Genomic DNA, 25,831 nt, shown 5'->3' with positions numbered 1-25,831 from the left:
GCTGAGCTTGTCGAAGCACGGTTTTCGGTCTCGCGCGGTCCTTCGACAGGCTCAGGACGAACGGAGTGGGGGGGGGCCTTGTTCCCCTGCGCAGGCAGGGGGCCATCTCGTGGTTTTGCCGGTGGAGGGGTGGAGGGGAAGTAGCGTTTAGGCTGCCGAGGAGCGCGCTCTACAACCGTTGCCTATTGGCTATCATTTGGGAGATGGGCCCCTGCCTGCGCAGGGGCGCCGGTTCCCTAGTCCACATCCTCGACATCAACCGCTTCGCCCGTCACCTTCTGTGCGAGCGTCGCCGCGATGAAATCGTCGAGCGCGCCGTCGAGTACATCGCCGGGGGCGCTGCTGGTGTGGCCGGTGCGCAGGTCCTTGACCATCTGGTAGGGTTGCAGGACATAGGAGCGGATCTGGTGTCCCCAGCCGATTTCGGTCTTGGCTTCATATTCGCCCGAGGCTTCGGCTTCGCGGCGCTGCAGTTCAGCCTCGAACAGGCGCGCTTTCAACATGCCCATCGCGGTGGCGCGGTTCTTGTGCTGGCTGCGGTCATTCTGGCTGGCGACGACGATTCCGGTCGGCTGGTGGGTGATGCGCACGGCGCTGTCGGTGGTGTTGACGTGCTGGCCGCCGGAGCCGGAGGCGCGATAGGTGTCGATCTTGAGGTCGCTCTCGTTGATCTCGACCTCGAAACTGTCGTCGATTACCGGATAGACCCAGACGCTGGAAAAGCTGGTGTGGCGCTTGGCGGCGCTGTCATAGGGCGAGATGCGGACCAGCCGGTGGACGCCGCTCTCGGTCTTGGCATAGCCATAGGCATTCTCGCCCTTGACCTCGATCGTGGCGGATTTGATCCCCGCCTGATCGCCTGCCTGATAATCGACCATGGTGACCTTGTAGCCGCGCGCCTCGGCCCAGCGCTGGTACATGCGCAGCAGCATTTCGGCCCAGTCCTGGCTTTCGGTGCCGCCGGCGCCGGCGTGGATTTCGATATAGGTGTCGAGCCCGTCCGCTTCGCCGGAGAGCAAAGCCTTGACCTTGTCGCGGTCGGCGCGGGTGGCGAGTTTTTCGAGCGTGGCGACGCCTTCGTCGGCGAGACCGGCATCGCCTTCTTCCTCGGCCATCTCGATAAATTCGAGCGCGTCGTCGCGTTCCTGCTGGATTTCGCGGGCGGCGCTGATCGATTCATCGAGGCGGCGGCGCTCGGTCATCACCGCCTGGGCGGCGCTCTGGTCGTCCCACAGGGTCGGATCCTCGACCCGGGCGTTGAGCTCGTCGAGCCGCCGCAGGGCAACATCCCAGTTGAGGGCGGTCTTGATCAGGGAAAGGGCGGCGTCGATCCGGTCGACAAAGGCTTGCGCGTCGGCACGCATGATATTCTCCAAAGCTATTGGATGCTGCGATTAGACGATATCGGCGGGAAGTAAAGTGGCGAGGGCATTGTGCGGGGGCAAAGCTGCGGGCCCGTTGTGGCGAGGCCGGCCCGTCGTCTCCGCGTGACCATCTGGTCTTTCCTGTGTCATTGGCCCGTTTCCCTTTGCCTATCGCGCCTTCCCCCGTTAGACAGGGAGTGGGAGGAGACAATTGAACGCCTGATTGAGGGGGAAATTGTTTGTTCGATGAAATGCTGGGTAGCGACGATGTCGTTCGCGAGCCTTATGCCGACTATAAAGAGTGGCTCGACAGGGAAGATGTCAAACGCCTCCATCGCAAGACTGACGATGCCGAGGCCTTTTTCCGCAAGACGGGCATTACGTTCAATGTCTATGGCCAGGACGAAGCCGATGAGCGGCTGATTCCGTTCGACGTCATTCCGCGGATATTATCCGCCCGGGAATGGCGCAAATTGTCGCGGGGGATCGAGCAGCGGGTCAAGGCGATCAACGCGTTCCTCTACGATATCTATCATCGCCAGGAGATATTGCGCGCCGGCCGGGTGCCGGTCGAGCTGATTGCGAATAATATCGCTTTCCTGCCGCAGATGATCGGCGTCAACCCGCCCGGCGGGATTTACACCCATATCATCGGTACCGATATTGTCCGCACCGGCCCGGGCGAATTTTACGTGCTCGAGGACAATGCGCGGACGCCTTCCGGGGTCAGCTATATGCTGGAGAACCGGGAGACGATGCTGCACATGTTCCCCGAACTGTTCGCCAGGATCGGCGTGCAGGAAGTGAGCCGCTATCCGAACAATCTGCGCCGCTCGCTTGCCGCCTGTGCGCCGCCGAAATGCACGGGCAAGCCGGTGGTTGCCGTCCTGACTCCGGGCATCCACAACAGCGCCTATTTCGAGCACAGTTTTCTCGCCGACCAGATGGGCGCGGAACTGGTTGAGGGTCATGACCTGAAGATTGTCGACGGTCGCGTCGCGATGCGCACGACGCAGGGCTATACCCCGATCGACGTGATCTACCGCAGGATCGATGACGATTATCTCGATCCGCTGAATTTTCTGCCCAATTCTATGCTCGGCGTGCCCGGGATCATGGATGTTTACCGGTCCGGCGGGATTACCATCGCCAATGCGCCCGGTACCGGCATCGCCGACGACAAGGCGCTCTATTCCTACATGCCGGACATTATCGAATTTTATACCGGCCAGAAACCGCTGCTGGAAAATGTGCCGACATGGCGCTGTTCGGAAAAGGACCAGCTTGCATATGTGCTGGAGCATCTGGAGGAGCTGGTGGTCAAGGAAGTGCACGGATCGGGCGGCTATGGCATGCTGGTCGGACCGGCGGCTTCGAAAAAGGAAGTCGAGGATTTCCGCGCCAAGCTGATCGGCAATGCCGGCAACTATATTGCCCAGCCGACGCTGGCGCTTTCGACGGTGCCGATCTTTACCGAAAAGGGACTGTCGCCACGGCATGTCGATCTGCGCCCGTTCGTGCTCGTGTCTCCCGATCGCATCGACATCACGCCCGGCGGATTGACCCGCGTTGCGATGACCGAGGGATCTCTGGTGGTCAACAGCAGCCAGGGCGGGGGGACCAAGGATACATGGGTGCTGGAAGAATGAGGGGGGCGGGATCATGCTAGGCAAAACCGCCGCCAGTCTGTTCTGGATGGCCCGTCTGCTCGAGCGGACAGAAAATAGTGCGCGACTGATCGAAGCGGGTTTTCGCATCGCGCTGACCCACTCGTCATCGGCAGCCGATGAATGGGCCTCCATTCTGGGGTCGTCCGGAACCAAGAAAAGCTATCTGGCAAAACATGCAGATTATAGGTCGGCAAAAGTCATCGATTTTATTTTGCGTGACAAGGATAATCCCGGCAGCGTCATCTCGCTGATCAAAAAGGCAAGAGACAGTGCCCGTACCGGGCGGATTGCACTGACCAGAGAGGTATGGGAAGCAACCAACGAAGCCTGGATGAACCTGAAAGCTGCTCTGGCCAATCCGGTCGATGAACGGGACCTGCCGGACGTTCTGGCGGTTATTCGTCGCCAAAGTTCGCTGGTTCGGGGCGCAGTGCTGGGCACGATGTTGCGCAACGATGGTTTCAATTTCATCCGGCTGGGCACATTCATCGAACGCGCGGATAGTACCGCGCGGATATTGGACGTGAAATATTATCTGCTGCTGCCGTCGATCGCGCAAATCGGTTCCGCCGTGGATAACGTCCAGTGGGAAACGATTTTACGGTCCGTATCCGCCCAGCGCTCCTATCGTTGGCTCAACGGTTCGGATATCAGCGCGTTGAGTGTCGCCGAATATCTGATCCTGCACCGCCAGATGCCGCGTTCGCTCGCTTTTTGCTATGCTCAAATCTCCGACAATCTCGGATATCTGGAGCGGGAATATGGAAATGAGGTGACTTCTCATCGGCTTGCAGACGATATTTGCGACCGCCTGCTGGGTCAGCCCGTGCAGAATATTTTTGAAGCCGGCCTGCACGAGTTCATCATCGAATTTCTCGCGGCCAATAACGGCCTCGCTGCCCAGATCGAGACTGACTATAATTTTCAAGACAGGATAGGTTGAACATGCTGCTGAAAATTAATCACGAAACCCGGTATAGTTACGATAATCCCGTGCAATATGGTCTGCAGCAGTTGCGCCTTCGCCCGAAGGAACGACCCGGACAGCGGATAGTGGACTGGAATATCGAGATTGAGGGCGGTTCGCTGGAACTGTCTTTCGAGGACCAGCACTGTAACCACGTCGATTTGATCAACATCGAACGCGGGCGGAGCGAGATCGTCATTCGTTGCACCGGCGAGGTTGAAAATACCGATGGCAGCGGCGTTATCGGCAGGCACGCGGGTTTCGCTCCCTTATGGTATTTCAAGCGTGCGACTGCGCTGACCAGACCGGAAACCGAAACCGCCAAATTGATTGCATCGCTGGATCAGGATTATGACGGCGACATTGCCAGGCTACATGCCTTGTCAGCGCTGGTTACCAAGAAGGTTGTGTACAAGACCGGCGAGACCGATGCGGAGACGACCGCTGAACAGGCCCTCAAGGCCGGTGGGGGTGTGTGCCAGGATCATGCCCATATATTCTGTACGGCTGCGCGCGCCCTGGGATTTCCGGCACGTTATGTCTCCGGATATCTGATGATGAGCGATCGGGTTGATCAGGATGCTACGCACGCCTGGGCAGAAGCCTATGTCGAACATATCGGCTGGGTCGGCTTTGACGTGTCCAACGGCTATTCGCCCGATGAACGCTATGTCCGGATAGCCACAGGTCTTGATTATCGCGATGCATCGCCGATAAGCGGCCTGCGATTTGGGGCCGGCAGCGAGGATATGATTGTCAGCCTGCAGGTGCAGCAGTAGAGACAATGTGAATATTGATCAGGGATAACCATTACAAATGACCTATTGCGTGGCACTGCGGATGAAGCGCGGCCTTGTTTTCATGTCGGATACCCGGACCAATGCCGGCGTCGACGATATTGCCCAGGTCAAGAAACTGGCAAGCTGGGAAGTGCCCGGGGAGCGGGTGATTACCCTGCTTTCGGCGGGCAATCTGGCGACTACGCAGGCGGTGATCAGCCTGCTCGACGAGCGGGGCAAGCATCCTGATGAGCGCAATCCCTCAATCCTGCAGGCACCGTCGATGTTTCAGGTCGCCACAATCGTCGGTGAAACGTTGCGCGAGGTGGTCAAAACCTATTCCCGTGAAGGGCAGGAAGCCAAGTCTCCTTTCGGCGCGACTCTCATTCTTGGCGGCCAGGTCAAAGGCAGTGATCCAAGGCTGTTCCTGATCTATCCCGCCGGCAACTTCATCGAAGCCAGCGACGACAGCCCGTTTTTCCAAAGCGGCGAAACCAAATATGGCCGTCCTATACTGGTCCGCGGTTTCGACCCGGACATGTCCTTCGAAAATGCCGTGAAACTGCTGCTGGTCTCTTTCGATTCGACCATTCGAGCCAATCTGGCGGTGGATCTGCCGCTCGATATGCAGGTCTATGAGGCCGACAGTTTTGCGATTACCCAGCAGCAACGGATCGAAAAAGACGATTCCTATTTCCAGACAATCTCGGCCGGCTGGGGCGATGCACTGAAAAATGCGTTTCAATCGTTGCCCGATTTCAGCTTCAAAGACTAGCCGAACCGACGCTTCCCCGCCATTGCCCGATGGGCCATGGCCATGGTCGTCAGCTGTGCGTTGACGCGTATGCAACTGGGCATCACACTGGCGTCGGCAACATAGCAATTGGTCGTATTGTGCACGCGCTGGTTGAGATCAACAACGCCCTTGTGCGGGTCGACATTGATCGCGTTGCCGCCGTGGGGATGGGAACTCGACAGGACGACATCATCCGGCTCGACGATTGCCTCTTCGTAAAAGGCGTCAATCTCGTCATGGCTCATGTCACAGGTCAGCGTCTGGCCGCGGAGCAGGGCAGGGTAGACCTCTATCGCGCCGTTGAGGAAATGGACCTTGGTCATCGTCGCCAGTGCGCGGCGCAATAGAGCCAGTTCCTTCTCACCGATTTTCAGCTTGAGCTTGCCATTCTCCATATAGCCGAGCCGGTCGGCCGGAAACAGGACGCCCGCGGAAACCAGCCGGTTATAGTTTTTCATCCGCTCATAATGGTCTTCAAACCACCCGGGTACGAGTGTCGCCATGCTCATCGGCGGCTGGAAATGGCTTTCGATCAGGAAATCGCCGCGATCGACATAGGTCGCCATCTGGTCTTCGTTCCAGACGTTCACGTTCGTACCCTCGGGCATCAGGGCGACCACCGGGCAGGCGATGTTGAGCGAGATATTGGTTCCTGATTGCAGGATGCCGCTATTGTAGAGCAGGTTGCTGGAGGCGAGCGCTCCGGCTGCCACCACGACGCCTTTGCGGGCGCGAATTGTCCGCTTCTGGCCGTTGGCGAGCCTGATCTCGACGGCCTCTGCGACCCGCTTGCCATTGGCGCCTTCGCCCCACAGGATTTCGGTAGCTTCGGCTTTGTGCAATATCCGGGCCGGCTTGTCGCGCGCATCGCTGGTCGCATGGGTCAGGAAGCTTTCCGGCATCGCTTTTTTCCGGCCATAGGGGCAACCGGTGTTGCAATAGCCGCAATATACGCATTCGCTATCCGCGGTTGGCGGGCCATAGTTTTTTCTGAACCAGGCGGTGACGGCCTTGCGGTCCATCGGGTCGCTCGATTGAGCCGCATATTTGTTCCAGCCATCGATCAGATGCGGACCGTTGTTGCGACCGGTAATTCGGTCGATTTCGGAGACCTCGAGCGCTTGCTCGACCGCTTCGTAACTGGTCGCAAGTTCCGCTTCGCTGACCGGAGCACCGAGCCTGGACCAGGTATCATAAACATCTTCAGCGTCCGGATGGACCAGGCCTTCATGTTTCATCCGCAGACAGATCCCGTTATTGATGACCGTGGAGCCGCCAACGACGCGACCCTGAAATACGATGATGTCGCGGTCGGATGTTGTTTGCAGGGCACCATCCTTGAAAAGACGCGCTGTCATCCGCGCTTCTTCATGGGTGATGCGGAATGAAGGATAATGGCTGCCGGCTTCGATGATCAACGCCTGATGGCCCTCGTCGGCGACAGCAGCTGCGGCAACGGCCCCGCCGGCGCCGGAACCGATTACAATCACATCGGCTTCTTCCGGGACGGCCTGATGGCCGACGAACACTTCGGCCGTCAAGTCACGGCGTGGTTCACGGCGAAGGGGGCGTTCACCGGCGGCTGAACGATCGCGTTGGGCGGGCAATTCGAATTCCAGATCGGCAAAGACCGGGTTGTCGAAATTCTCTTCTTCGTCGCCATGCTGCCAGTGGCCATAATAGCCGGCGAGGATGACGCCCTTGGTCCGCGCAATATCCTGAAACAGATCGATCCGGGAGTTTCGCAGTCGCCGGTTGATCAGTCTTTTGCGGAACCCCGGTGTTGCAGTAAGGAAAAATGGACCGCCGAGGACCAGAAACAGGCCATAGAGTGCCATGCCGATTTCAGCAGGTTTGTCGCCGTCGATATTGGAAAAATGTTCCTGGAGGTTCTCGACCACCTGATCAGCCGAAATCGCCATTTTGCGGTCGTGAAACAGAGCTTCCGCCATGGCCTTTATCATCAGCGCCTGTAGACGATTGAATGGCTTCCGCAATTTTCCTCTCCCTCTATGCGACCGGGGTAGCAGCCTAGTCTAGCTATTCCCTTGCCGGCTTTCCACTCCCAAATGGAGCGGTTCGTTGCCCGTCGCTATTAACGGGGCGTTCTCTGGCCGCTATTAGAGAACATGAGGTTCCGATAAAAAACCCGGCGCCAGGATGAAAGGCGCCGGGTCTGTAAGTCCGTGCTTTGACTGAGCTTATTCAGCCTGGGGTGCTGCTGCGCTCGGATCAAGCGGGAGTCCGCCAAGCTGTGTCACCAGCAGAGTATAAGCATCGAGATAGGCGAGGGCCATTACCCGGCCTATCTGGGTGTCGGTATAGCCGCCGCCTGCTGCACCGACGAGGGCGCCGCCAAGAAAGGCACCGCCGCCGCCACCAAAGCTGACGTCGGATGTCCGCTTATAGCCTTCCACGGTGCGTTCGATTTCGGTCGTTCGGACGTTGACCAGCGAAAGCGTGACATTTGCTTCCTTTTTGTTGACCTTGAGTCCGCCAATCAGTCCGCCAAACGTGCGTCCGCCGAGGGCGCCGGCCAGTCCGCCGAGCGCTCCGCCACCGCCGGAGTCGCTGTTGGCCGAAATGATATCCGGTACGATGACATAGTCGGCGGCCTTGACCTGACGCTTGCCGAGGTTGGAACCTCTCTGCAATTCGCCGTCATCACCGAGTGCCCTTTCGACCGCGCGCGCTGCAAGGCCCGATCCACGGTCGACCAGTCCGAAGCACCCAGATCGTTGTACAAAAGTCTTGATCAGCGCTTCCGGTGAACCGATCTTATAACTGCGCCACCATTTTACTTCTGGTTCCACCACGGCAATCGTCCCCAGTTTGACAGTGCAAACGGGAATTTGGGCGGTGGCCCGGTCCTGTGCCTTCTGACCCTTGGATTTTCCCGCTGCCATTGCCGTTCCGCCGGTTAGCGCCAATGACGACACCGCAGCAATGGTCAAAAATTTCTTCAACATGTTTTTCCCTCCGGTTTGATCCCGATTCCAAAACTTCCAGATGCGGAAGCTTGTCCCATAATCAGGATGGTTTGCGACCCCGTAGTTCACAGTTTGGAATATGCTGAATAGTGCTTCCAGACTATGACCTATAGCATAGTCTGGACATATTTTTACGGTCAAGGCCGGTTTTCAATATCATCCAGCCGTGTTAACATATTTTTCCACGGGAACGATTAAAACGGTAGTGCCTGCCATGATCAGAATTTTGCGTAATATCGTTGCCAGCTGCGCTCTTGTCGCGAGCGCCGGACATGCGCAGGGGTTGATGGACCCGGACAATCCGACTTGTCCGCGCTATCCCAATTGGTCCTCCAATCAGGAAATGGAACTGACACCGGTGGTTCGCGGCGAAACAAAAATACTGGTTGCCGAAGGGGTGGTCGATGCGGGGTTGCCTGAACGTCTGCGCAAGATGCTCGCTGAGAATCCCGAGATTTCCGAAATCTGGCTCCGTTCCCCTGGCGGTTTGGCGAGAGCCGGTAATGAAGCAGGCCGGGTGATTCGGGCTGCCGATGCCTCCATCATCACCCGCATTCCAAAGGGGTGGACCTGTTTCAGCGCGTGCAATTTCGTTTTCATGGGTGGCAGGGCGAGGATTGTCGAACCCGGCGCCCATTTTATGGTGCATATGTTCACCATGACCGGCGATCGCAACGCGATAAATTACAGCATCGAAATGGGAACCGATGCCACGGTCGGTCTGATTGGAGAAGTCGAGCAGGAAAGCGCATTGCTCGCCACCGAAGATAATGACTTTCTGATCCGCATGGGTGTATCGCGCAAATTATTGTCGGAAGTCATGTATAAAACCAGCGCGGTCAAAAACGGCGACGGTGACAAGTCAACCCGACGCTGTCTGACCGAAGAAGAAGCGCTGCGCTATAATGTTGCAAATGTCGCCAACGTCGATCCCTAGACTTTGAAGTCGGGAAATCCATCCTCCCGAAAATGACAGCATCCTTTTGCTTTTCTTTTGAAATTATGACGTTAGCATGAGCTTTAGCTAATCGGGCCAACTAATGGGGAAGGCAAGACTATGCGTCATATAGCGATCATCGGATCTGGACCTGCCGGCTATTATTCCGCGGAAGCGGCGCAGAAGAAATTTGGCGAAGATGTTGCGGTCGACATTATCGACCGATTGCCTGTTCCCTTTGGCCTGATCCGCACCGGCGTGGCTCCCGATCATCAGTCAATCAAGGCCGTATCGCGGCGGTACGAGAAAACCAATCTCGGGGACAATGTCCGCTTCATCGGCAATGTTACCGTTGGCGAAGATGTCAGCGTCGCGGAATTGCAGGAATTATACGATGCCGTTGTACTCGCTACCGGGGCGCCCGCCGACCGTGCGCTCGATATTCCGGGGAGCGACCTTGACGGAGTCATCGGAAGCGCGGCTTTCGTTGGATGGTATAATGGCCATCCCGATTTCAAGGATCTCAATCCTCCGCTCGATGCTCGATCGGTGGCGATCATCGGCAACGGCAATGTCGCCCTTGATGTCGCACGGATATTGGCCAAGACCGAGAATGAATTTGCCGGCAGTGACATTGTCGGTCACGCGCTGGACGGGCTGAAGCGAAGCAAGGTCGAGAAGATAACCTTTCTCGGTCGCCGTGGTCCGCATCAGATCGCGATGACGCCTAAAGAACTGGGCGAACTGGGGCAGCTGGAGCGCGCCAGGCCGGTGGTTGAAGGGAGTGATTTTCCCGACGAAGGCGATGATGCCATGCTCGAACCAGGTATGCGCAAAGCCGTTACCCATTTGCGCAATTTCCATATCGCGGCGGCCGACGCCCAGCATAAGCCTATCGAGATTATATTCGACTTTTTTGCCATGCCGGTAGAGATCCAGGGTGGCGGACGGGTTGAAAAATTGATTGTCGAAAAGACCATGCTGGACAATGATCTGCGCTCGATCGGAACCGGGGAACGCTATGAACTGGAATGCCAGATGGTGATCAGTTGTATCGGCTATCGCACCCCGCCTATCGAAGGCGTGCCTTATGAACATGGCCGCGGTCGTTTCGCCAATGTCGACGGGCGGATATTGCCCGGCCTCTATTGCGTCGGCTGGGCGCGGCGCGGGCCTTCAGGAACCATCGGCACCAACAAGCCCGACGGCTTTGCCATTGTCGATGCCATTGCCGAGGATATTGGTGCGGGAGATCGCAAGGAAGGTCGAGCGGGACTGGACCGACTGCTGGAAACACGCGGTGTGGAAACCGTTACATTCCGCGACTGGAAGAAGATCGAGGAAGCCGAGATTGCACGGGCACGAGACGGTTCGCCGCGCGAGAAATTCACCGATATCGCCGACATGATCGCGGCGCGGGGCTAATGTAGATTTCCAGAATCATTTATTCGGGTTATTCTGCCTCAATCGAATTCGTATCTTCAGATATTGTATTGGGGCTTACAGTCTCCGGACTGACTCGTTCTTGCGATAGTTTCGGAGGCGGAGGAGCCCACTGCCGTATATGCTGGCCCACCGATTCATAAAAATGTGGGACTGAAGTTTCTAACTCTTGGATTATTGTTCTGGTTTGGCCGAACCGATTACCCAAATCTACCGGCATGATAACATCAAAACCGACGACCGTCATTTTGCCTTTATCTTCGCCAATCCTGTCTGGGTTCTCTCGTAGGTCACTCAAGGGCAGCTGAGTGGTTGGTGAAGATCCGGGCCAATACATTCTGATATGCGCTTTTGAATCTGCCTGTTTGGGAATCTGTCGTAACAACCAATTCAAGCGAGCTTTATTCGAGACCTTATCGCCAGGAGCCTTGACGTACATCGAGTTTAGAATGGAGCGACGGCGTAGATCAACTATCACCGATAGGGGTGATGCCGCATCAGGTACGTCCAAATTTATCGCCAATGCCTGCTTCGAAACGAGTTCCTTTACGTCGCTCTCGAACTTTGCTCCCGGACTTGAAGATTCTGCGCGTGATAGTTTCTCACGCACAAATGTACCGAGTTGACGGCTAAGGATAAGACTCAGATCTTTTGTTTCTTGTTGCCAAGCTTCAACGACGGCATAGAGCTCATCATTGCGCACCAGTTTTCCGCCTGCTTGCACGAGAGCACACACTGTACTCCATGCTTTCGGCATTTGAGAGAAACCTTCCACCCCTGCGCTTGGGTGACTTATAAAACGCAGGAATTCTTTTAGGATATTTGCTTGCTCTTCATCTTCAATGTCCTGATTAGCGGTTAGCAATCGTGCCACAGTCATTATTTGCATCCAGGAAAAGTGATATAGCCCGATGCCCTTGAATTTTGTTGAGGTGATTTTGACTGGATGATGGTCGGGTACTGTCGCAAATTGGTTCGAGATTGTTATCACGGCATCAATTTTTTTCGATTTTGCTATAGCCAAATAGCGCTCCAATTGATCGTTTGATATCTCGGACTTTCCCACTTTTGCTTCGACGAGCGCCGACCAAGTGCGTTTTCCAGTTTCTAAAACGATCAAACCATCTGGGCGTCCCATCTTTTTGTCAGCCAGATTGTTGAAGTTCACTTCCGTGTAAGTCGAAATTATAGTGGTCGACCCAATTCTCTGGTTAATTGAGTTAAATAGATTTTGCGAAAAGCCTCTAACGAAAGTGAGTGTCGCTAAGAAAATAGAGAGTGTTCTGCCTTCTTTGGAAGTGTCTGCTAGAATGGGGAACAGGCGAGCCCGTTGAGGGTTCATTAAATCAAGTAGGTCCGCCATGTCAGTCTCCCATCTATTTTTGGATGTCTTAACTATAGTGGCCCTTATACTCAAATTAATTTAAAATCGGTCTGGTTTATCCAACCAACCCCGTAAAATTGCATTCACTTTCTCCGGTGCTTCCTGTTGCACCCAATGCGAGACGCCGGGCAGGCGGTGCAGTTCGAGATCGGGTACCCATTCTTCGGTGCCATCGGTGCAGCGGATGTCTATTGCTGCATCTTCTTCTCCCCAGATCATCACGGTCGGGATATCTACAATCCCGTCGCCGATCTCTCGCACGTCCCTGGTGCGGAGCAGGGCGCGGTAATAGTTGATCATTGCGCGCAAGGCACCGGGCCGGCTGGCGGCGTTGGCGTAGATTTGCAAGTCGCTATCGGGGAAGCGGCTTTTGTCGACCGCCATATTGGAAAAGGCCCGTTTGATCCGCTCGGCACCGTTCAATCCAAACAGCCATTCCGGCAGCCCAGGGATTTGGAAGAAGAAAATATACCAGCTTTTCCTGAGCTGATACCAATGTTTCATTTCCCGCTGAGTGCATTTGGGATGGGGGACGTTCATGACGACCAAGCGGGTCAGCGGGCGTATCTTCAGGATCGCGAAATGCCAGGCGACGATCGCGCCCCAGTCATGGGCGATCAGGGTTACGTCTTCCGCGCCACTGGCGTCGATCAGCTCAGCGACGTCCTGCACCAGAGTATTGAGGCGATAGGAGCTCACGCCAGTGGGCCTGCTGGAGCCGCCATAGCCGCGTAAATTGGGTGCCCAGACTGTATAGCCCAAGTCGGCCAGCAGCGGAATCTGGTGCCGCCACGAATAATTCAGCTCGGGGAAACCGTGCAGACAGAGCGCAAGTTGCTTGCCCGTGCCTGCCGTTGCGACTTCAAATGTCTGGCCGTTAGCCTCGACCCAATCGATCATAATGCCGGTCGCCGGATCGGGCTGCCATGAAATTTTCTCTACCATGCCGGAGGTGGTAACAGCAGATGGCTTTAATCATCCAGTTAAATCTGTTAAGCGTGTTGAAAATAATCAGGAGAGACTCGATGCATGACTTGGTAATCCGTGGCGGTACAGTGGTTGACGGCACAGGCGGAGCGCCCTTTGTGGCCGACGTGGCGATCGACGGTGATCGCGTCTCGCTGGTGGGAACGGTTGCGGCGCAAGGCCGGGAAGAAATCGATGCATCGGGCAAATTTGTCACGCCGGGTTTTGTCGATGTACATACCCATTATGATGGGCAGGCTACATGGGACGATGAAATGGCGCCCTCCAGCTGGCATGGCATCACCACCGTGATCATGGGCAATTGTGGTGTCGGTTTCGCACCCGCGCGGCCCGACCGCCACGAATGGCTGATCAATCTGATGGAAGGCGTCGAGGATATTCCCGGCACCGCCTTGGCCGAAGGGATGAGCTGGAACTGGGAGACTTTCCCTGAATATCTGGACGAGCTGGAAAGAATGCCACGCACGGTTGATGTCGCAACCCATGTGCCGCATGGGGCTGTGCGTGCCTATGTTCTGGGCGACCGGGAAAAGCCGGGTGCGGTGCCAACAGATGATGAAGTCGAACAGATGTCGCAGATCGTGGAGGATGGCCTGAAAGCGGGTGCGCTTGGATTTTCGACATCCCGCACAATCCTGCATCGGAGCGTCGACGGCGAACTGGTTCCTGGAACCACAGCGACCAAGGAAGAGTTGATCGGCATCGGTCGCGCAATGGGCCGGGTCGGCTATGGCGTGTTCGAGATGGCCAGCGATCTCAACAAGGAATGGGACGAATTCGGCTGGATGGGCGACCTCAGCCGCGAAACCGGTCTGCCGGTGACCTTTGCGGCGCTGCAGTCGATCGCCAAGGAGCAGTCGCTCGACGAGCAGATCAGCAATATGCGTGCGGAAAATGACAATGGTGCCAATATCGTCGCGCAGATTGCGCTACGCGGAAACGGCATCGTCATGGCATGGCAGGGCACGGTCCATCCGTTCGTCCGGCACCCGAGCTGGATGGCGATGGAAAATCTGAGCTGGGATGAAAAATATGCCAGACTGAAAGATCCCGCGTTCAAGGCGCAGCTGCTGAGCGAAACCAGCACACCGCCGGAACAGGTTGATATGATGCCGGTCTTCATGGTCATTACACAGGGCTGGCCGATGCAGTTCGAGATGGACCTTGATTTCAACTATGAACCGCAGGCCGATGAAAGCATTGCGGCGCGCGCGGAAGCGGCGGGTAAATCCGGCCCGGAATATGCCTATGACCTGATGATGGCGGATGACGGCAAGGGCTTCATCTATCTGCCCTTGCTCAATTATATGGACGGCAATCTTGATTTCCTCGAAGCGTTGCAAAATGCCGATGATACGGTCAACAGTCTGTCCGATGGCGGCGCCCATTGCGGGACGATCTGTGATGCCGCAAGCCCGACCTTCATGCTTGAATATTGGGTCAAGAATCGCAAGCGTGGCACGTTGAGTATTGAACATGCGATCAAGCGCCAATGCCTTGATACTGCGCGACTTTATGGCCTTAACGATCGTGGATTGCTGAAGCCGGGCTATCTGGCAGATGTCAATGTGATCGATATGGATCGGATCAAGCTGGGCAAGCCCTGGTTGGCCTTTGACCTGCCAGCGGGCGGCAAGCGTTTGCTGCAAAAGGCCGATGGCTATGATTATACGATCAAGTCAGGGCAGATAACGTTCAGGGGCGGCGTCGTTACAGACAAACGCCCCGGTGGCCTGATCCGTGGTCCGCAGGCGGTCGAGCTGCTCGAAGCGGCGGAATAGCGCGCAGCCGGAAAACCGGCTGCGCACCGAATTGGATTGACCGAATTACATTCCTGTCCAGCGCAGCCGGACAAAGGCGCTTCTGCCTGCTCCAGGCAGGCGGGCGCCGACGGCTACATCTGACCCGCTGACCCGATTGTAGCCGGCGAGATGGTCGGTATATTTTTTGTCGAACAGGTTTTCCACGCTGGCGTCGAGCGACAAGGTGGGTGTCAGTGCGACATGACCGAACAATCCGGCGAGTATATAGCCGTCACTGGGCTGTTCGCTATTGGTAGCAGACACTTTGTTCTGGTCAGCAAAGGCCCGCAATTCAGCACCCAGATGCCAGCTTTTCTCCTGCCAGCTCAAGGCGGCCCGGACGTTCGGCGGGGTGATGCGATACAGGTCGTCATCAATGTCGCGTCGCTTTGCCCGGACATAGCTGGCCGTACCGTCGAGATGCAACGGGCCGCTGATATGCCATCCGAAATCCACGTCGACACCGTAAATTTCCGCATCTACATTTGCAAAGCGTAAGGGTGTTGGATCACCGTTCATATTGGCGACCATTTCGACCGGACTGTCGATGACACCGGGAGTGCCATCAAAGGGCACGCCCTGAATGAAATCATCTATGCGCCGATAAAACAGCGTTGGCCGCGCGTAGAAACGACGATCCTGGTAATCAAATCCGGCCTCGGCAATCCATGCCTTTTCGTTTCCCAGATTCAGATTACCGACATAGATATTGCCGTCGGCAAGCCCCCCGCTTGCACCGGTCGGCAGCCATGAGAAGCGCTCGATGGCATTGGCCACACGGGTCTTGTAGGCAAAGGAGGCACGGGGTTTGATATTGCCCATATCACTCCAGAAACGTGCAGTAACATCTATCGTCTCATCCGACCATGTGCGGTCCGATGCGGCGAAACTATTGGCGAGAATGCGTGGCCCCATTGGAACGGCGCTCCCCAATAATGGTGATCCTGCCTCCAACTGGTGATGGTCAAAGCGTGCGCCAATTTCAGCTTCAACCGGTCCAGCCCCCAGGCGGCTTTCGACGAAGGCGCCGACCCGGCTGCCGGAGATATTGTTGAGGGATGTCAAGAAAAAGGCCGCATTGGTCGGATTGGTGATCCGGACATCCTTGTCGAATGTCTCAACATCTGCGCCAAGCCGGACATGCCGATCCGGGGTGCCCATGCGCAGCGCAGTGGCAGCCGTACTGGTGTCCGCATCGGCAAAAGTGGCGCGTTGGTCCATCGGACTGGCCGGGCCTTGCCGCAGAGAATAATTGTCCATCAGATGCCGGATCGCGACGTGTCCCGCTTCCACTTCAAGATATAGATTGTCGTTGAGCTGCCCTTCATAGACAAGATTCAGGAAGTCCGTGTTGAAATACTGGATATCCATGGGAAATGGCGGGTTGCCGGTTGGATCAGTTTCCTGCCGTCGGTAAGACAGGGTCAGGCTGCCGTTGCCGACTTTCAGGCCCGCATGGGCTCCGAAATTCAGGCGTTCGAAGCTTGATGAAGCAATGGTTCCATCCGGGAATTGCAGATCGTCGCCTTTCTCATAGGACGCAATGACGCCCAGTTTGACCCGTTCACTGGCCAGGCCGACGAGTCCTCCCAAAAGATAGCTATTGTCGCCACTGCGATAGCCGGCGGTGAGATCAGCATTCGGCTGCATTGTCGCGCTGTCGGAGAACTGAGCCTGTTTTAACACGGCATTCACACCGCCGCCGAGACCCGGTCCCTTGCGAACCGGACTGATGCCGCGATCCACCTCGATCCGGTCCACCAGAGCCATCGGCGCATAATGAAGCGGCGGGTCCATTAGATTGGGACCACCCGATGAAAAGCGCTGTCCATCTATACGGACCAATATCCGGTCGCCAAACAGGCCGCGATACTGCACCTGACCGGACAGGCCGCCATTATCGATCAATGCAGCGCCCGGCGCGCGCGCGACAAGCGCGGCAGCGTCGGGCGTGGATACAATTTCCTTGTCGCTTTCGATCTCGTCGGTGGTAGCGGTGTCGCGCTGACCGATAACGATAATGTCGGTGAGCGGGTCACCTTCGGCAAATGCAGGAGATGCGACAAGAGCGACATTGGCCGTGAAAGCAGTAAATAATATTTTCTTCATGATAAATCCCAAACGGCCATGTCCCACCACGTGGGAGGGCCGCATTAAATGCAACTGGAGCAATCCTTCGCCCAGGAGGGCAAAGATCGCGCGCTATTTCAGATGTGTCGGGACGTTGCCGGCGGGCCGGTTGCCGGCGGGATGTTGATCCGGTTGCGGAGCGCAAAGCGGCGAGGTTCGGATGGTTCGTGCACGGCCGGAGGCAATGTCGACATTGCGAGCTCCGGTGGGGAAGAAGCCAAGCCAAAGGACGTGCCACCGGCAAAGGCGCAGGCAGGCGTTGATGGTTCCTGGTCGGGTTCCGGCGCGCTCTTGTCCGGCTGACCATAGACCAGCGTAAGCAGGGCAAAGTCAGGATTGTCCGGTGTGATCGCTAGTTTGCTGTCGGCATGGCCGGAGCAGAGCTTGATCGCGAAACCGCTGGCGCTGTGCGTGGGCATGAAGCCTTGCGGTGACAGCGCGCTCACCAATATCGCGAGCAAGGCGAAAGCGTGGATCGCCGGGTTGGTTTTCAGGAACCGGGAGAGGGCGTGAGGCCGAGTCATTGTCTATCGGGGCGCTATATTGTGCAGCGGGAGTAAATGCTAGTCTTCTCGGACGTGTCGGCTCCGAGAGGCCGAACAATCAATGCAATATTGCCTAGGTTCAAGGGTCGCGGCCTATATTTCCGTCACCCCAGCGAAGGCTGGGGCCCAACCCGATCTAACGATGGCCAGCAAGTTTTGCACTTGGCGAGAACAAGCGAGAGATAGCATCATTGGTATAGGCTCCAGCCTTCGCTGGAGTGACGGGATTGAACGCAGTTGGATGAGAGCCATGCAACGGTCTGTTGCTGCCGTTCGTAGTGAGATTGCCCAACCACGCCTGAAGTCGAGAATTGTCCTTCGACAGGCTCAGGACGAACGGAGCTCATTAAGTCTACGCAACTTTCTCCCTCAGCGGAGAGCGATTAAACCCGCATCGGCATCAGCACGTAAAGGGCCGGCGACTTGTCATTCTCGCGAATGAGCGTCGGCGCGCTCGCATCGGCGAGGTGCAATTCCACCGTGTCACCTTCAATTTCGCTCAAAATATCCATCAGATATTTTGAGTTGAACCCGATTTCAAAAACATCGTTCTTGTAGGAACCGGGAACTTCTTCTTCGGCTTTGCCATTTTCAGGCGAGGTAACGGACAGAGTGATCTTGTCATCGCCGAGCGCCATTTTGACGGCACGGGTTTTTTCCGTGGCGATGGTCGAGACACGATCGACACCCTGGGCAAAGCTCTTGGGATCGATTTTGAGCAGCTTGTCATTGCCGGTCGGAATGACCCGCGTGTAATCAGGGAATGTACCGTCGATCAGCTTGCTGGTGAGGATCGCGGTGCCGAGAGTGAAGCGGATCTTGCTTGCCGACAGGTCGATCTGGACCGACGACTCGCTATTTTCATCCAGCAATTTGCGCAGTTCGTTGACGCATTTGCGCGGGACGATCACGTCGGGCATGCCTTCTGCACCGGCGGGCCGGGGCAGGGTGACGCGGGCGAGGCGGTGACCATCGGTCGCGGCGGCCTTTAGCACCGGCGTTTCCTCGTCCTGCACGTGCAGGAAAATACCGTTGAGATAATAGCGGGTCTCTTCGGTCGAGATCGCGAAGCGGGTCTTGTCGATGATCTGGATCAACGAGGACGCGGGCAGTTCGAAACTGGTAGGCAGTTCGCCTTCCGCGATGACCGGGAAATCGTCGCGGGGCAGTGTCTGCAGGTTGAAGCGGGCGCGGCCGGCGTTAACCTTCATCTTGCCATCGGCTGCGTCCAGCTGGACCTGCGAACCGTCGGGCAGCTTGCGGGCGATGTCGAACAATGTGTGCGCGGAAACCGTGGTCGATCCCGCCGTCTCGACCTGGGCTTCGACGGTTTCGACAACCTGAAGGTCGAGGTCGGTTGCCATCAGCTTGATGCTGCCGTCGGCGCTTGCCTCGATCAGTACGTTGGACAAAATAGGAATGGTGTTGCGCCGCTCAACCACGGACTGGACATGGCCCAGGCTCTTTAGCAATGCCGCGCGTTCAATGGTCGCTTTCATAAACCGTCCTTCTTGTTCCCGTTCAACCGTGAAAATTGCCGTGCACAAGAGTCCGCACAGGTTCACGAATAGTTCCACGCTTCATTAACAATAAAGTGCCGCAGGGCAAGCCTGATCGCGGCCCAATGTCCGATAATGCCGTGAAAAACTGTGGAAAAAACTAGTGAGGCGGGTAAAGCCGCAGTTTCATCGGATGGTTTTTGCCATTTTCTAACGGGACAGGAAAGATATGAACGGTATCAATACCAATGGAAAGCGTCTGTTCATTGCGCGCCACGGTGAGACAATCTTCAACCTCGCTGCGCGGATCCAGGGCAATCATGTCCATACGCCGCTGACCCGCGCAGGCTTTGCCCAGGCCGATGCGATGGGGCGCGCTCTTGCGCTGCACCTTGCGCCAAATCCACCGGCTCTCGATCTGATCGCTTCGGATACCGACCGGGCGCTGCAGACTTTATCGGTGATCGCCGAGCATGTCGGGGCCGACTGGCATCAGGCGCGCAGCGATGCGCGGCTTCAGGAAATCGATATGGGTGAGTGGGGTGGCGTCTATTACCGCGATCTGGCCGGCAAGCTGGTAATCGACGAAGAGGAGCGGCTGTTTGCCACGGTGGCACCCGGCGGCGAGGATTATCGCGATATTGCAAAACGACTGGAGCATTGGCTTGCAGAGCAGAATTTTACCCGCGACGCTGTGCTGATCAGCCATGGCATGACCAGCCGGGTATTGCGCGGCCTGCTCGTTGGCGCGGATCCGCACCCGCGCTTTGACGCGCCGATCGCCGCGGGCCTGCCGCAAGGTTCGATCGTGCAGATTTGTGACGGTGTTGAAGAGATTATTCACACCGGCGGAGGGGAAGGGGAGAAGGCTTGAAAAAGCGGCTCATTCTTCTGGGGCTTTTTGTGTCCGCGATCCCGGGACCGGTGGTCGCGAAGGATTCCCTCGGCATATTCAACAGCTGGGGCGCGTTCCGTGATCCGGAAATCCCGCGCTGCTATGCGATTGCGGAATCGGAAGAGATTAATGGCAACGCGGAACGCAAATCCTATGTCAGCATCGGATTCTGGCCCAAGCGCGAGATCAGGCGCCAATTCCATGTTCGCCTGAGCCGGGACCGTTCGACCAACAGCCGGGTGACCGTCAGCATCGCCGGTCGCCGGTTCCAGCTTACCGCCAATCGCTCCGATGGCTGGTCTCAGGACAAACGGATGGACGCCGCGATCATCGCCGCGATCCGATCCGCAACCAGCATGACCGTCGAAAGTGTCGGGCGCGATGGCAAGTCGATCGTCGATGCCTACCGGCTGCGGGGCGCTGCAACGGCCATAGACGCCGCATCGCTGGGCTGTTCGCGGTTGCGGTAGATTTTCCTGCAGACACTGCCTATATGCGCTCCCATGCAGATACCCGGCCATATAGATCCCGTTCCGTTGCCATCAAAGGTCACCCCGCGTGAAGACGGTCGCGTCGACCTCATCGGTCTCAGCGTTGTGGAAATCCGCGACGTTCTGATCGCTGCGGGACTTGAAGAAAAGCAGGGAAAACTGCGCTCCAAGCAGCTGTTCCACTGGATATACCATCGCGGGATCAACGATTTCTCCCTGATGACCGACATGAGCAAGAGCTTGCGGCCCTGGCTGGCAGAGCGTTTCGTGATTGGTCGCCCGGAAATTGTCGAAGCGCATCTGTCGGAAGACGGTACCCGCAAATGGTTGCTGCGCTCTGCCGACTCCCAGGATTATGAAATGGTCTTCATCCCTGATGAGGATCGCGGCACATTATGCATTTCCAGTCAGGTCGGCTGCACGCTCAATTGCCGTTTCTGCCATACTGGCACGATGCGGCTTGTGCGGAATCTCACCCCCGGCGAAATTGTCGGTCAGGTCATGCTGGCTCGTGACGCGCTAGGTGAATGGCCGAAGGGGGTGATGGACTTTGCTGACGACGGCGAAGCGGAAAATACCAAAGAATATAATCAGTCTTATAAATCGGATGGTCGCCTGCTGACCAATATTGTGCTGATGGGCATGGGTGAGCCGTTGTATAATTTCGATAATGTGCGCGATGCGATGAAGATTGTGATGGATGGCGACGGGCTCGCGCTTTCCCGACGCCGGATCACTTTGTCGACCAGTGGCGTAGTGCCGATGATCGCTCGGGCGGGAGCAGAGATTAACGTTAATCTTGCGATTTCGCTGCACGCCGTAAACAAGGAAACCCGGGACGAGATCGTCCCGCTCAACCGCAAATATTCGATCGAGGAGCTACTGCAGGCCTGTGCCGATTATCCCGGAGCCAATAACGCCCGGCGGATCACCTTTGAATATGTGATGCTGAAAGACAAGAATGACAGCGATCAGGATGCCCGCGAGCTGGTGAACCTGCTGCGCAATTACGATTTGCCCGCCAAGGTCAATTTGATCCCGTTCAATCCCTGGCCGGGTTCTGACTATGAATGTTCGACGCCCGAACGGATCAAATCCTTCTCGAAGATCATCTTCGATGCCGGTATCAGCGCGCCAATCCGGACACCAAGAGGCCGCGATATCATGGCGGCCTGCGGCCAACTGAAATCCGCGAGCGAAAAGAAAAGCCGCGCGGAACTGGACCGGCTGGCCGAAGAAAAGCAGGCTGCGCTCGGCTAGGCTGTTGCGACCAGGCCCGTCTCGATCATTGGATTTTGTACAGCGGCTGCGTTGTTCCCGGCATCGGTTTGCAGGATAGGCAGTGAGCAACAGCGTTTGCCTGCGATTGCAGGCTTCCGGAATTTTTTCCTGTCGGCCAGATAGATGGTCGTCTTGATGATCTGAAAAATCTTGGATGGTAGTTAAAGCACAAAAAAAGGGCGGGTATTGCTACCCGCCCGATCTGCATTGATTTAATCCGGCTGGATTAGAATTGCATGCCGAGACTGACGAGGCCCTGGTTACGGGAAATGCCGTCTTCATAGTTGCTGTAACGATATTCGCCGCGGGCAAACATTTTGTCGCTCAGCTTATATTCGACACCGGCACCGACGCGAACGCCGTCGCCGTTAGACCCGCCCAGTCCGGGGGAAGACACGCGAGCGTTGGTATAGCCTGCTTTTGTATAGAGCAGGGCGGAGCCGCCTACGACATAGCCAAGGCGAGCGCCGGCGTAGAGATCACGGCCGGCATCGACGCGATCTATACCATTGGAAATTTTGCTGGTGGACTCGGTTGCTTCGAGCTCTGCACCATAGACAATATTGCCCGACTGGATGTCATAGCCCAATGCGGCACCGTAAAGAAATCCGTCAACATTATCGACACCGGCAATATCCAGGTCAATATTGTCATATCCGGCGATTGCCGTGGCTTTTACGCCAGAAAAGTCGCCTTTTTCCTGAGCCATTGCGGGGGACGCAAGCACAGATGCTGCAATAGCAACTGCTATTGTTACATTTTTCATTTTATTTGTTCCTTGGTTTTACGATTAAACAACCGCTACTTTTATTAATCTTCAATTCTTCTTTCGCGGTCGACTGTTGATATAAGTTTACAAACCTGAACGGCAACTGCACGATTGAATAAAAATTGTAACAATTGCTGTTCTCGCGGGCTGTGTTGTGGATATGCAACAGTCGCTGGTTGTAACGTCGGGCTTGGCAACGCCGAACCAATGGCTAGAGTGCAACCATGCCGAAGGACGCCATCATTCCCCGCGAGCAACGTCACCGTCTGACCACGCGTCTGTGGCACTGGACCAATGCTTTGTGCCTGATCGTGCTGTTGATGAGCGGTCTGACCATTTTCAACGCCCACCCTCGGCTCTATTGGGGCGAATATGGCGCGAATGACGACTATGCCTGGATGGCAGTAGGGTCTTCGCAGACTATGGGTTATTTGCGCTTGGGTGAGCTGCGCATCGAGACGACCGGGTTTCTGGGAAATTGGCAGGATAGTCAGGGTCAAACCCGGATACGGGCTTTTCCAGGCTGGGCGACCATTCCTTCAAGCTACAGTCTGGCCGATGGCCGGCGCTGGCATTTCTTTTTCGCGTGGATATTCAGCCTTGGTCTGGGCTTGTTCATGCTCCGGTCTCTCTGGAACCGTCACATCCAGCGCGACCTGCATATGCGGCGCAAGGAATGGCGACCGTCGCATCTATGGCGGTCTTTCCGAAATCACACGAGCCTGCAGGCGATCAGGCAGTCGATCGGACAGGATTATAACAGCATCCAGAAGTTGAGCTATATCGCGGTGATTTTCATCCTGTTGCCGCTGATGATTTTCACAGGCCTGACCATGTCTCCCGCGATGGACGCCAATTGGCCGTTTCTGAGCGACCTTTTCGGAGGGCGCCAGTCAGCACGTTCGCTGCATTTCATTGCAGCTTTCCTCCTGGTGCTGTTCTTCCTGATCCATATGATAATGGTTCTGCTTTCCGGTCCATTTCGGCAGATCGGAGCGATGATCTCGGGTGGAGAACGGAAGGAGCCGTCGCGATGACGATTATCTCCCGCCGCAAATTGATCAGCAGCGCGGCAATCGGTGCGGGCAGCTTGTTGTCCGGTTGCGATGCGCTTAATCGGAGCCCCGCCTTTCAGGATATTCTGGCGAGTGCCGAAACGGCCAATTTCACGGTTCAGCGCGCTCTGGGTGACCGGATGGAGCTGGCGAGCGAATATGGCATCGCCGATCTTTCTCCCAAATTCCGGGCTAACGGCACCCGCGATCCGGGGACTGCCGACTATGCCGCCAGCGCGGCTCAGGGTTTTGCCAATTGGCGGCTCCGGCTTACGGGTCTGTTCGCCAAGCCCCAGAAATTCAGCCTCGCGGCGCTGCAATCCCTGCCACAGCGGACCCAGATCACCCGGCACGACTGTGTCGAGGGCTGGAGTGCGATCGGGCAATGGACGGGTGTTCCGCTCAAGATTCTACTGGATCTCGCGCAGCTGAAAAACAGCGCGAGGTTTCTGGTATTTCACTGCGCCGACCGGCTGGGCGGCAGGCCTTATTACGAGAGCATCGACCTGATTGACGGCTTCCATCCGCAGACGATGCTGGCCCACCGGTTGAACGGAGAGCCGTTGCCAATCGAGAACGGAGCGCCGCTGCGGCTTCGGGTCGAGCGGCAGCTGGGTTATAAACAGGCCAAATATGTGACAGGGGTAGAAGCTGTGGCATCATTGGCCGGGATTGGCGAGGGCAAGGGCGGTTACTGGCAGGACGTTGCCAATTATGAATGGTATGCTGGCATCTGATTTTTGGGTTTGTTGTGTTTTCTTGGGAGTGAATGAATGTCGATTTTGGGACGTTTTCTAAACAGCGTGATTGAAAAGGGTTCTATAAAGGTCACTCATCCCGACGGATCGACCGAAGCATATGGCACGCCGACCGACGGCTATCCCGATATTGGCATCCGGCTTGCCGACAAGAATGTGGTGCGGCAAATATTGCTCGATCCGCGGCTCGGTGCCGCCGAGACGTTCATGGATGGCCGGCTGATCGTCGAACAGGGCGATATTATGCAGTTGGTGCAGCTGTTGCGCGCCAACAAACCCTTCGAGCGCGGCGGGAGGCTCAAGGAGCCGGGTATCTTGAAGAAAGTCCGCGATGGGGCCGCGGCTGCGCTGGATGGCATCAATCTTCCCGGTCGATCAAAGAGCAATGTCGCGCATCATTATGATATCGGCAATGATCTCTACGACCTGTTTCTGGATGACGATCTGCAATATAGTTGTGCCTATTGGGACTTCGACCGGCGCGGGCCGGATATGACGCTGGAACAGGCGCAGGCTGACAAGAAGGCGCATATCGCTGCGAAGCTGGATTTGAGGCCGGGCCAACGGGTGCTCGACATCGGCTGCGGCTGGGGCGGCATGGCGCTCTATCTGCACCGGACAAGTGGTGTTGAAGTGCTGGGCATTACGCTGAGCGAAGAACAGCTTAAAAAGGCGCGGGAGCGGGCCGAGAAGGAAGGCGTGGCCGACAAGGTGAAATTCGAACTGATCGACTATCGCGACCTTGCGCAGCGCGACGCGGGGGCTTTTGACCGGATTGTCTCGGTCGGCATGTTCGAACATGTCGGCACGCCGCAGTTCCGTACCTTTTTCCGCTGCTGCGCCAATCTGATGACCGGCGACGGGGTGATGCTGCTGCACACGATCGGGCGGATGGGCGGCCCCGGGACCACCGATGCCTTTACCCGCAAATATATTTTTCCCGGCGGTTATATACCGGCGCTGAGCGAAACGCTGGCGGCCAGCGAGCCATTTCGCCTGATCGCGACAGATGTCGAAAATCTGCGGCTTCATTATGCCTTCACTTTGAGGGAATGGTATAAAAGAACGGTGCAAAACCGGGAAAAGATCATCGCCCTATATGATGAGCGTTTCTATCGGATGTGGATATTCTATCTGGCCGGAGCAACCGCGGCCTTTGAAAATGGCGGCATGTGCAATTACCAGATCCAGTTCAGCCGCAATAGACGGACTTTACCGCTGACCCGGGATTATATCGGCGAGACCGAGAAGAATTTGACGGCCTAGTTTTCTTTTCACCTTGCGCCAGA

General features: G+C 56.5%; 22 protein-coding genes. 13 read left to right on the top strand and 9 right to left on the bottom strand.

The features are described from left to right. Positions 1–236 precede the first annotated feature (236 nt). Positions 237–1,364, bottom strand: a complete 1,128-nt coding sequence (prfB, locus tag ACN0VD_RS01695) for a peptide chain release factor 2 (protein ID WP_417590926.1) — start codon at positions 1,362–1,364, stop codon at positions 237–239. Between the two features lie 251 nt (positions 1,365–1,615). On the opposite strand from prfB, the gene ACN0VD_RS01690 reads away from it, so the two are divergent. From ACN0VD_RS01690 to ACN0VD_RS01675, 4 genes are read left to right on the top strand one after another with little or no spacing between them, the layout of a single operon-like run. After that, positions 1,616–3,013: a circularly permuted type 2 ATP-grasp protein gene (locus ACN0VD_RS01690; protein WP_417591085.1), complete on the top strand. Its 1,398-nt coding sequence runs from the start codon at positions 1,616–1,618 to the stop codon at positions 3,011–3,013. Positions 3,014–3,026: 13 nt separating this feature from the next. Beyond that, positions 3,027–3,977, top strand: a complete 951-nt coding sequence (locus ACN0VD_RS01685; RefSeq protein ID WP_417590924.1) for an alpha-E domain-containing protein — start codon at positions 3,027–3,029, stop codon at positions 3,975–3,977. Positions 3,978–3,979: 2 nt separating this feature from the next. After that, positions 3,980–4,780 carry a transglutaminase family protein gene (locus ACN0VD_RS01680; RefSeq protein ID WP_417590922.1) on the top strand — a complete coding sequence of 267 codons (801 nt, stop codon included), beginning with the start codon at positions 3,980–3,982 and terminating at the stop codon, positions 4,778–4,780. A gap of 37 nt (positions 4,781–4,817) precedes the next feature. After that, positions 4,818–5,555, top strand: a complete 738-nt coding sequence (locus ACN0VD_RS01675; RefSeq protein WP_417590920.1) for a peptidase — start codon at positions 4,818–4,820, stop codon at positions 5,553–5,555. On the opposite strand, the gene ACN0VD_RS01670 is transcribed toward ACN0VD_RS01675, so the two are convergent. Both ACN0VD_RS01670 and ACN0VD_RS01665 read right to left on the bottom strand, forming a co-directional pair. Then, the gene (locus ACN0VD_RS01670; protein ID WP_417590918.1) at positions 5,552–7,573 is read right to left on the bottom strand and encodes a GMC family oxidoreductase N-terminal domain-containing protein; all 2,022 of its coding nucleotides are present in this window, start codon (positions 7,571–7,573) and stop codon (positions 5,552–5,554) included. The genes ACN0VD_RS01675 and ACN0VD_RS01670 overlap by 4 nt on opposite strands. A gap of 204 nt (positions 7,574–7,777) precedes the next feature. Then, positions 7,778–8,545, bottom strand: coding sequence for a CsgG/HfaB family protein (locus ACN0VD_RS01665; RefSeq protein WP_417590916.1), 768 nt, complete (start codon positions 8,543–8,545; stop codon positions 7,778–7,780). 235 nt (positions 8,546–8,780) lie between these two features. On the opposite strand from ACN0VD_RS01665, the gene ACN0VD_RS01660 reads away from it, so the two are divergent. Both ACN0VD_RS01660 and ACN0VD_RS01655 read left to right on the top strand, forming a co-directional pair. Continuing rightward, positions 8,781–9,503: a hypothetical protein gene (locus tag ACN0VD_RS01660; RefSeq protein ID WP_417590914.1), complete on the top strand. Its 723-nt coding sequence runs from the start codon at positions 8,781–8,783 to the stop codon at positions 9,501–9,503. 120 nt (positions 9,504–9,623) lie between these two features. Then, positions 9,624–10,928 carry an FAD-dependent oxidoreductase gene (locus ACN0VD_RS01655; RefSeq protein ID WP_417590912.1) on the top strand — a complete coding sequence of 435 codons (1,305 nt, stop codon included), beginning with the start codon at positions 9,624–9,626 and terminating at the stop codon, positions 10,926–10,928. A gap of 28 nt (positions 10,929–10,956) precedes the next feature. Here ACN0VD_RS01655 and ACN0VD_RS01650 read toward each other — a convergent pair whose 3' ends face one another. Both ACN0VD_RS01650 and ACN0VD_RS01645 read right to left on the bottom strand, forming a co-directional pair. Then, positions 10,957–12,309: a hypothetical protein gene (locus ACN0VD_RS01650; RefSeq protein WP_417590910.1), complete on the bottom strand. Its 1,353-nt coding sequence runs from the start codon at positions 12,307–12,309 to the stop codon at positions 10,957–10,959. Positions 12,310–12,369: 60 nt separating this feature from the next. Further along, positions 12,370–13,275, bottom strand: coding sequence for an alpha/beta fold hydrolase (locus ACN0VD_RS01645; protein ID WP_417590908.1), 906 nt, complete (start codon positions 13,273–13,275; stop codon positions 12,370–12,372). Between the two features lie 80 nt (positions 13,276–13,355). On the opposite strand from ACN0VD_RS01645, the gene ACN0VD_RS01640 reads away from it, so the two are divergent. Further along, positions 13,356–15,098, top strand: coding sequence for an N-acyl-D-amino-acid deacylase family protein (locus ACN0VD_RS01640; protein ID WP_417590906.1), 1,743 nt, complete (start codon positions 13,356–13,358; stop codon positions 15,096–15,098). 45 nt (positions 15,099–15,143) lie between these two features. Here ACN0VD_RS01640 and ACN0VD_RS01635 read toward each other — a convergent pair whose 3' ends face one another. The 3 genes from ACN0VD_RS01635 to dnaN form a co-directional block, all read right to left on the bottom strand. Further along, positions 15,144–17,228, bottom strand: a complete 2,085-nt coding sequence (locus ACN0VD_RS01635; RefSeq protein ID WP_417590904.1) for a TonB-dependent receptor — start codon at positions 17,226–17,228, stop codon at positions 15,144–15,146. Positions 17,229–17,326: 98 nt separating this feature from the next. Continuing rightward, positions 17,327–17,773, bottom strand: coding sequence for a hypothetical protein (locus ACN0VD_RS01630; RefSeq protein ID WP_417590902.1), 447 nt, complete (start codon positions 17,771–17,773; stop codon positions 17,327–17,329). Positions 17,774–18,177: 404 nt separating this feature from the next. Continuing rightward, complete coding sequence (gene dnaN / locus ACN0VD_RS01625) at positions 18,178–19,293, bottom strand: DNA polymerase III subunit beta (protein WP_417590900.1); 1,116 nt, start codon at positions 19,291–19,293, stop codon at positions 18,178–18,180. A 229-nt stretch (positions 19,294–19,522) separates the two neighbouring features. On the opposite strand from dnaN, the gene ACN0VD_RS01620 reads away from it, so the two are divergent. Genes ACN0VD_RS01620 through rlmN form a run of 3 tightly spaced genes read left to right on the top strand, consistent with a single transcriptional unit; the run spans position 19,523 to position 21,939 of the window. Further along, positions 19,523–20,167, top strand: a complete 645-nt coding sequence (locus tag ACN0VD_RS01620) for a histidine phosphatase family protein (protein WP_417590898.1) — start codon at positions 19,523–19,525, stop codon at positions 20,165–20,167. Continuing rightward, complete coding sequence (locus ACN0VD_RS01615) at positions 20,164–20,658, top strand: hypothetical protein (RefSeq protein ID WP_417590896.1); 495 nt, start codon at positions 20,164–20,166, stop codon at positions 20,656–20,658. The genes ACN0VD_RS01620 and ACN0VD_RS01615 overlap by 4 nt, the downstream gene beginning before the upstream one ends. Before the next feature lie 33 nt (positions 20,659–20,691). Continuing rightward, complete coding sequence (gene rlmN / locus ACN0VD_RS01610) at positions 20,692–21,939, top strand: 23S rRNA (adenine(2503)-C(2))-methyltransferase RlmN (protein ID WP_417590894.1); 1,248 nt, start codon at positions 20,692–20,694, stop codon at positions 21,937–21,939. A 247-nt stretch (positions 21,940–22,186) separates the two neighbouring features. On the opposite strand, the gene ACN0VD_RS01605 is transcribed toward rlmN, so the two are convergent. After that, positions 22,187–22,726 carry an outer membrane protein gene (locus ACN0VD_RS01605; RefSeq protein ID WP_417590892.1) on the bottom strand — a complete coding sequence of 180 codons (540 nt, stop codon included), beginning with the start codon at positions 22,724–22,726 and terminating at the stop codon, positions 22,187–22,189. Positions 22,727–22,953: 227 nt separating this feature from the next. Between ACN0VD_RS01605 and ACN0VD_RS01600 the strand changes: the two genes are divergently transcribed. From ACN0VD_RS01600 to ACN0VD_RS01590, 3 genes are read left to right on the top strand one after another with little or no spacing between them, the layout of a single operon-like run. Continuing rightward, positions 22,954–23,766 (top strand): cytochrome b/b6 domain-containing protein, encoded by an 813-nt coding sequence (locus tag ACN0VD_RS01600; RefSeq protein ID WP_417590890.1) that lies wholly within the window; start codon positions 22,954–22,956, stop codon positions 23,764–23,766. After that, on the top strand, positions 23,763–24,521 hold the full coding sequence (locus ACN0VD_RS01595; RefSeq protein ID WP_417590888.1) for a molybdopterin-binding protein: 759 nt from the start codon (positions 23,763–23,765) through the stop codon (positions 24,519–24,521). The genes ACN0VD_RS01600 and ACN0VD_RS01595 overlap by 4 nt, the downstream gene beginning before the upstream one ends. A gap of 36 nt (positions 24,522–24,557) precedes the next feature. Beyond that, positions 24,558–25,808 (top strand): class I SAM-dependent methyltransferase, encoded by a 1,251-nt coding sequence (locus ACN0VD_RS01590; RefSeq protein ID WP_417590886.1) that lies wholly within the window; start codon positions 24,558–24,560, stop codon positions 25,806–25,808. Positions 25,809–25,831: the final 23 nt, after the last annotated feature.

This window comes from Parasphingorhabdus sp. (assembly GCF_048267785.1).
Taxonomy (GTDB): Bacteria; Pseudomonadota; Alphaproteobacteria; order Sphingomonadales; family Sphingomonadaceae; genus Parasphingorhabdus.
This window is presented reverse-complemented; position numbering and strand designations above follow the sequence as displayed.

What these genes read in the sequence shown, in the direction of transcription:
- ACN0VD_RS01595 (WP_417590888.1), top strand. Translation starts at nt 23,763, where the DNA reads ATGACGATTATCTCCCGCCGCAAATTGATCAGCAGCGCGGCAATCGGT.
- ACN0VD_RS01675 (WP_417590920.1), top strand. Translation starts at nt 4,818, where the DNA reads ATGACCTATTGCGTGGCACTGCGGATGAAGCGCGGCCTTGTTTTCATG.
- dnaN (WP_417590900.1), bottom strand. Translation starts at nt 19,293, where the DNA reads ATGAAAGCGACCATTGAACGCGCGGCATTGCTAAAGAGCCTGGGCCAT.
- ACN0VD_RS01590 (WP_417590886.1), top strand. Translation starts at nt 24,558, where the DNA reads ATGTCGATTTTGGGACGTTTTCTAAACAGCGTGATTGAAAAGGGTTCT.
- ACN0VD_RS01630 (WP_417590902.1), bottom strand. Translation starts at nt 17,773, where the DNA reads ATGACTCGGCCTCACGCCCTCTCCCGGTTCCTGAAAACCAACCCGGCG.
- prfB (WP_417590926.1), bottom strand. Translation starts at nt 1,364, where the DNA reads ATGCGTGCCGACGCGCAAGCCTTTGTCGACCGGATCGACGCCGCCCTT.
- ACN0VD_RS01600 (WP_417590890.1), top strand. Translation starts at nt 22,954, where the DNA reads ATGCCGAAGGACGCCATCATTCCCCGCGAGCAACGTCACCGTCTGACC.
- ACN0VD_RS01655 (WP_417590912.1), top strand. Translation starts at nt 9,624, where the DNA reads ATGCGTCATATAGCGATCATCGGATCTGGACCTGCCGGCTATTATTCC.
- ACN0VD_RS01635 (WP_417590904.1), bottom strand. Translation starts at nt 17,228, where the DNA reads ATGAAGAAAATATTATTTACTGCTTTCACGGCCAATGTCGCTCTTGTC.
- ACN0VD_RS01650 (WP_417590910.1), bottom strand. Translation starts at nt 12,309, where the DNA reads ATGGCGGACCTACTTGATTTAATGAACCCTCAACGGGCTCGCCTGTTC.
- ACN0VD_RS01690 (WP_417591085.1), top strand. Translation starts at nt 1,616, where the DNA reads ATGCTGGGTAGCGACGATGTCGTTCGCGAGCCTTATGCCGACTATAAA.
- ACN0VD_RS01620 (WP_417590898.1), top strand. Translation starts at nt 19,523, where the DNA reads ATGAACGGTATCAATACCAATGGAAAGCGTCTGTTCATTGCGCGCCAC.
- ACN0VD_RS01665 (WP_417590916.1), bottom strand. Translation starts at nt 8,545, where the DNA reads ATGTTGAAGAAATTTTTGACCATTGCTGCGGTGTCGTCATTGGCGCTA.
- ACN0VD_RS01685 (WP_417590924.1), top strand. Translation starts at nt 3,027, where the DNA reads ATGCTAGGCAAAACCGCCGCCAGTCTGTTCTGGATGGCCCGTCTGCTC.
- ACN0VD_RS01640 (WP_417590906.1), top strand. Translation starts at nt 13,356, where the DNA reads ATGCATGACTTGGTAATCCGTGGCGGTACAGTGGTTGACGGCACAGGC.
- ACN0VD_RS01605 (WP_417590892.1), bottom strand. Translation starts at nt 22,726, where the DNA reads ATGAAAAATGTAACAATAGCAGTTGCTATTGCAGCATCTGTGCTTGCG.
- ACN0VD_RS01660 (WP_417590914.1), top strand. Translation starts at nt 8,781, where the DNA reads ATGATCAGAATTTTGCGTAATATCGTTGCCAGCTGCGCTCTTGTCGCG.
- ACN0VD_RS01645 (WP_417590908.1), bottom strand. Translation starts at nt 13,275, where the DNA reads ATGGTAGAGAAAATTTCATGGCAGCCCGATCCGGCGACCGGCATTATG.
- rlmN (WP_417590894.1), top strand. Translation starts at nt 20,692, where the DNA reads ATGCAGATACCCGGCCATATAGATCCCGTTCCGTTGCCATCAAAGGTC.
- ACN0VD_RS01680 (WP_417590922.1), top strand. Translation starts at nt 3,980, where the DNA reads ATGCTGCTGAAAATTAATCACGAAACCCGGTATAGTTACGATAATCCC.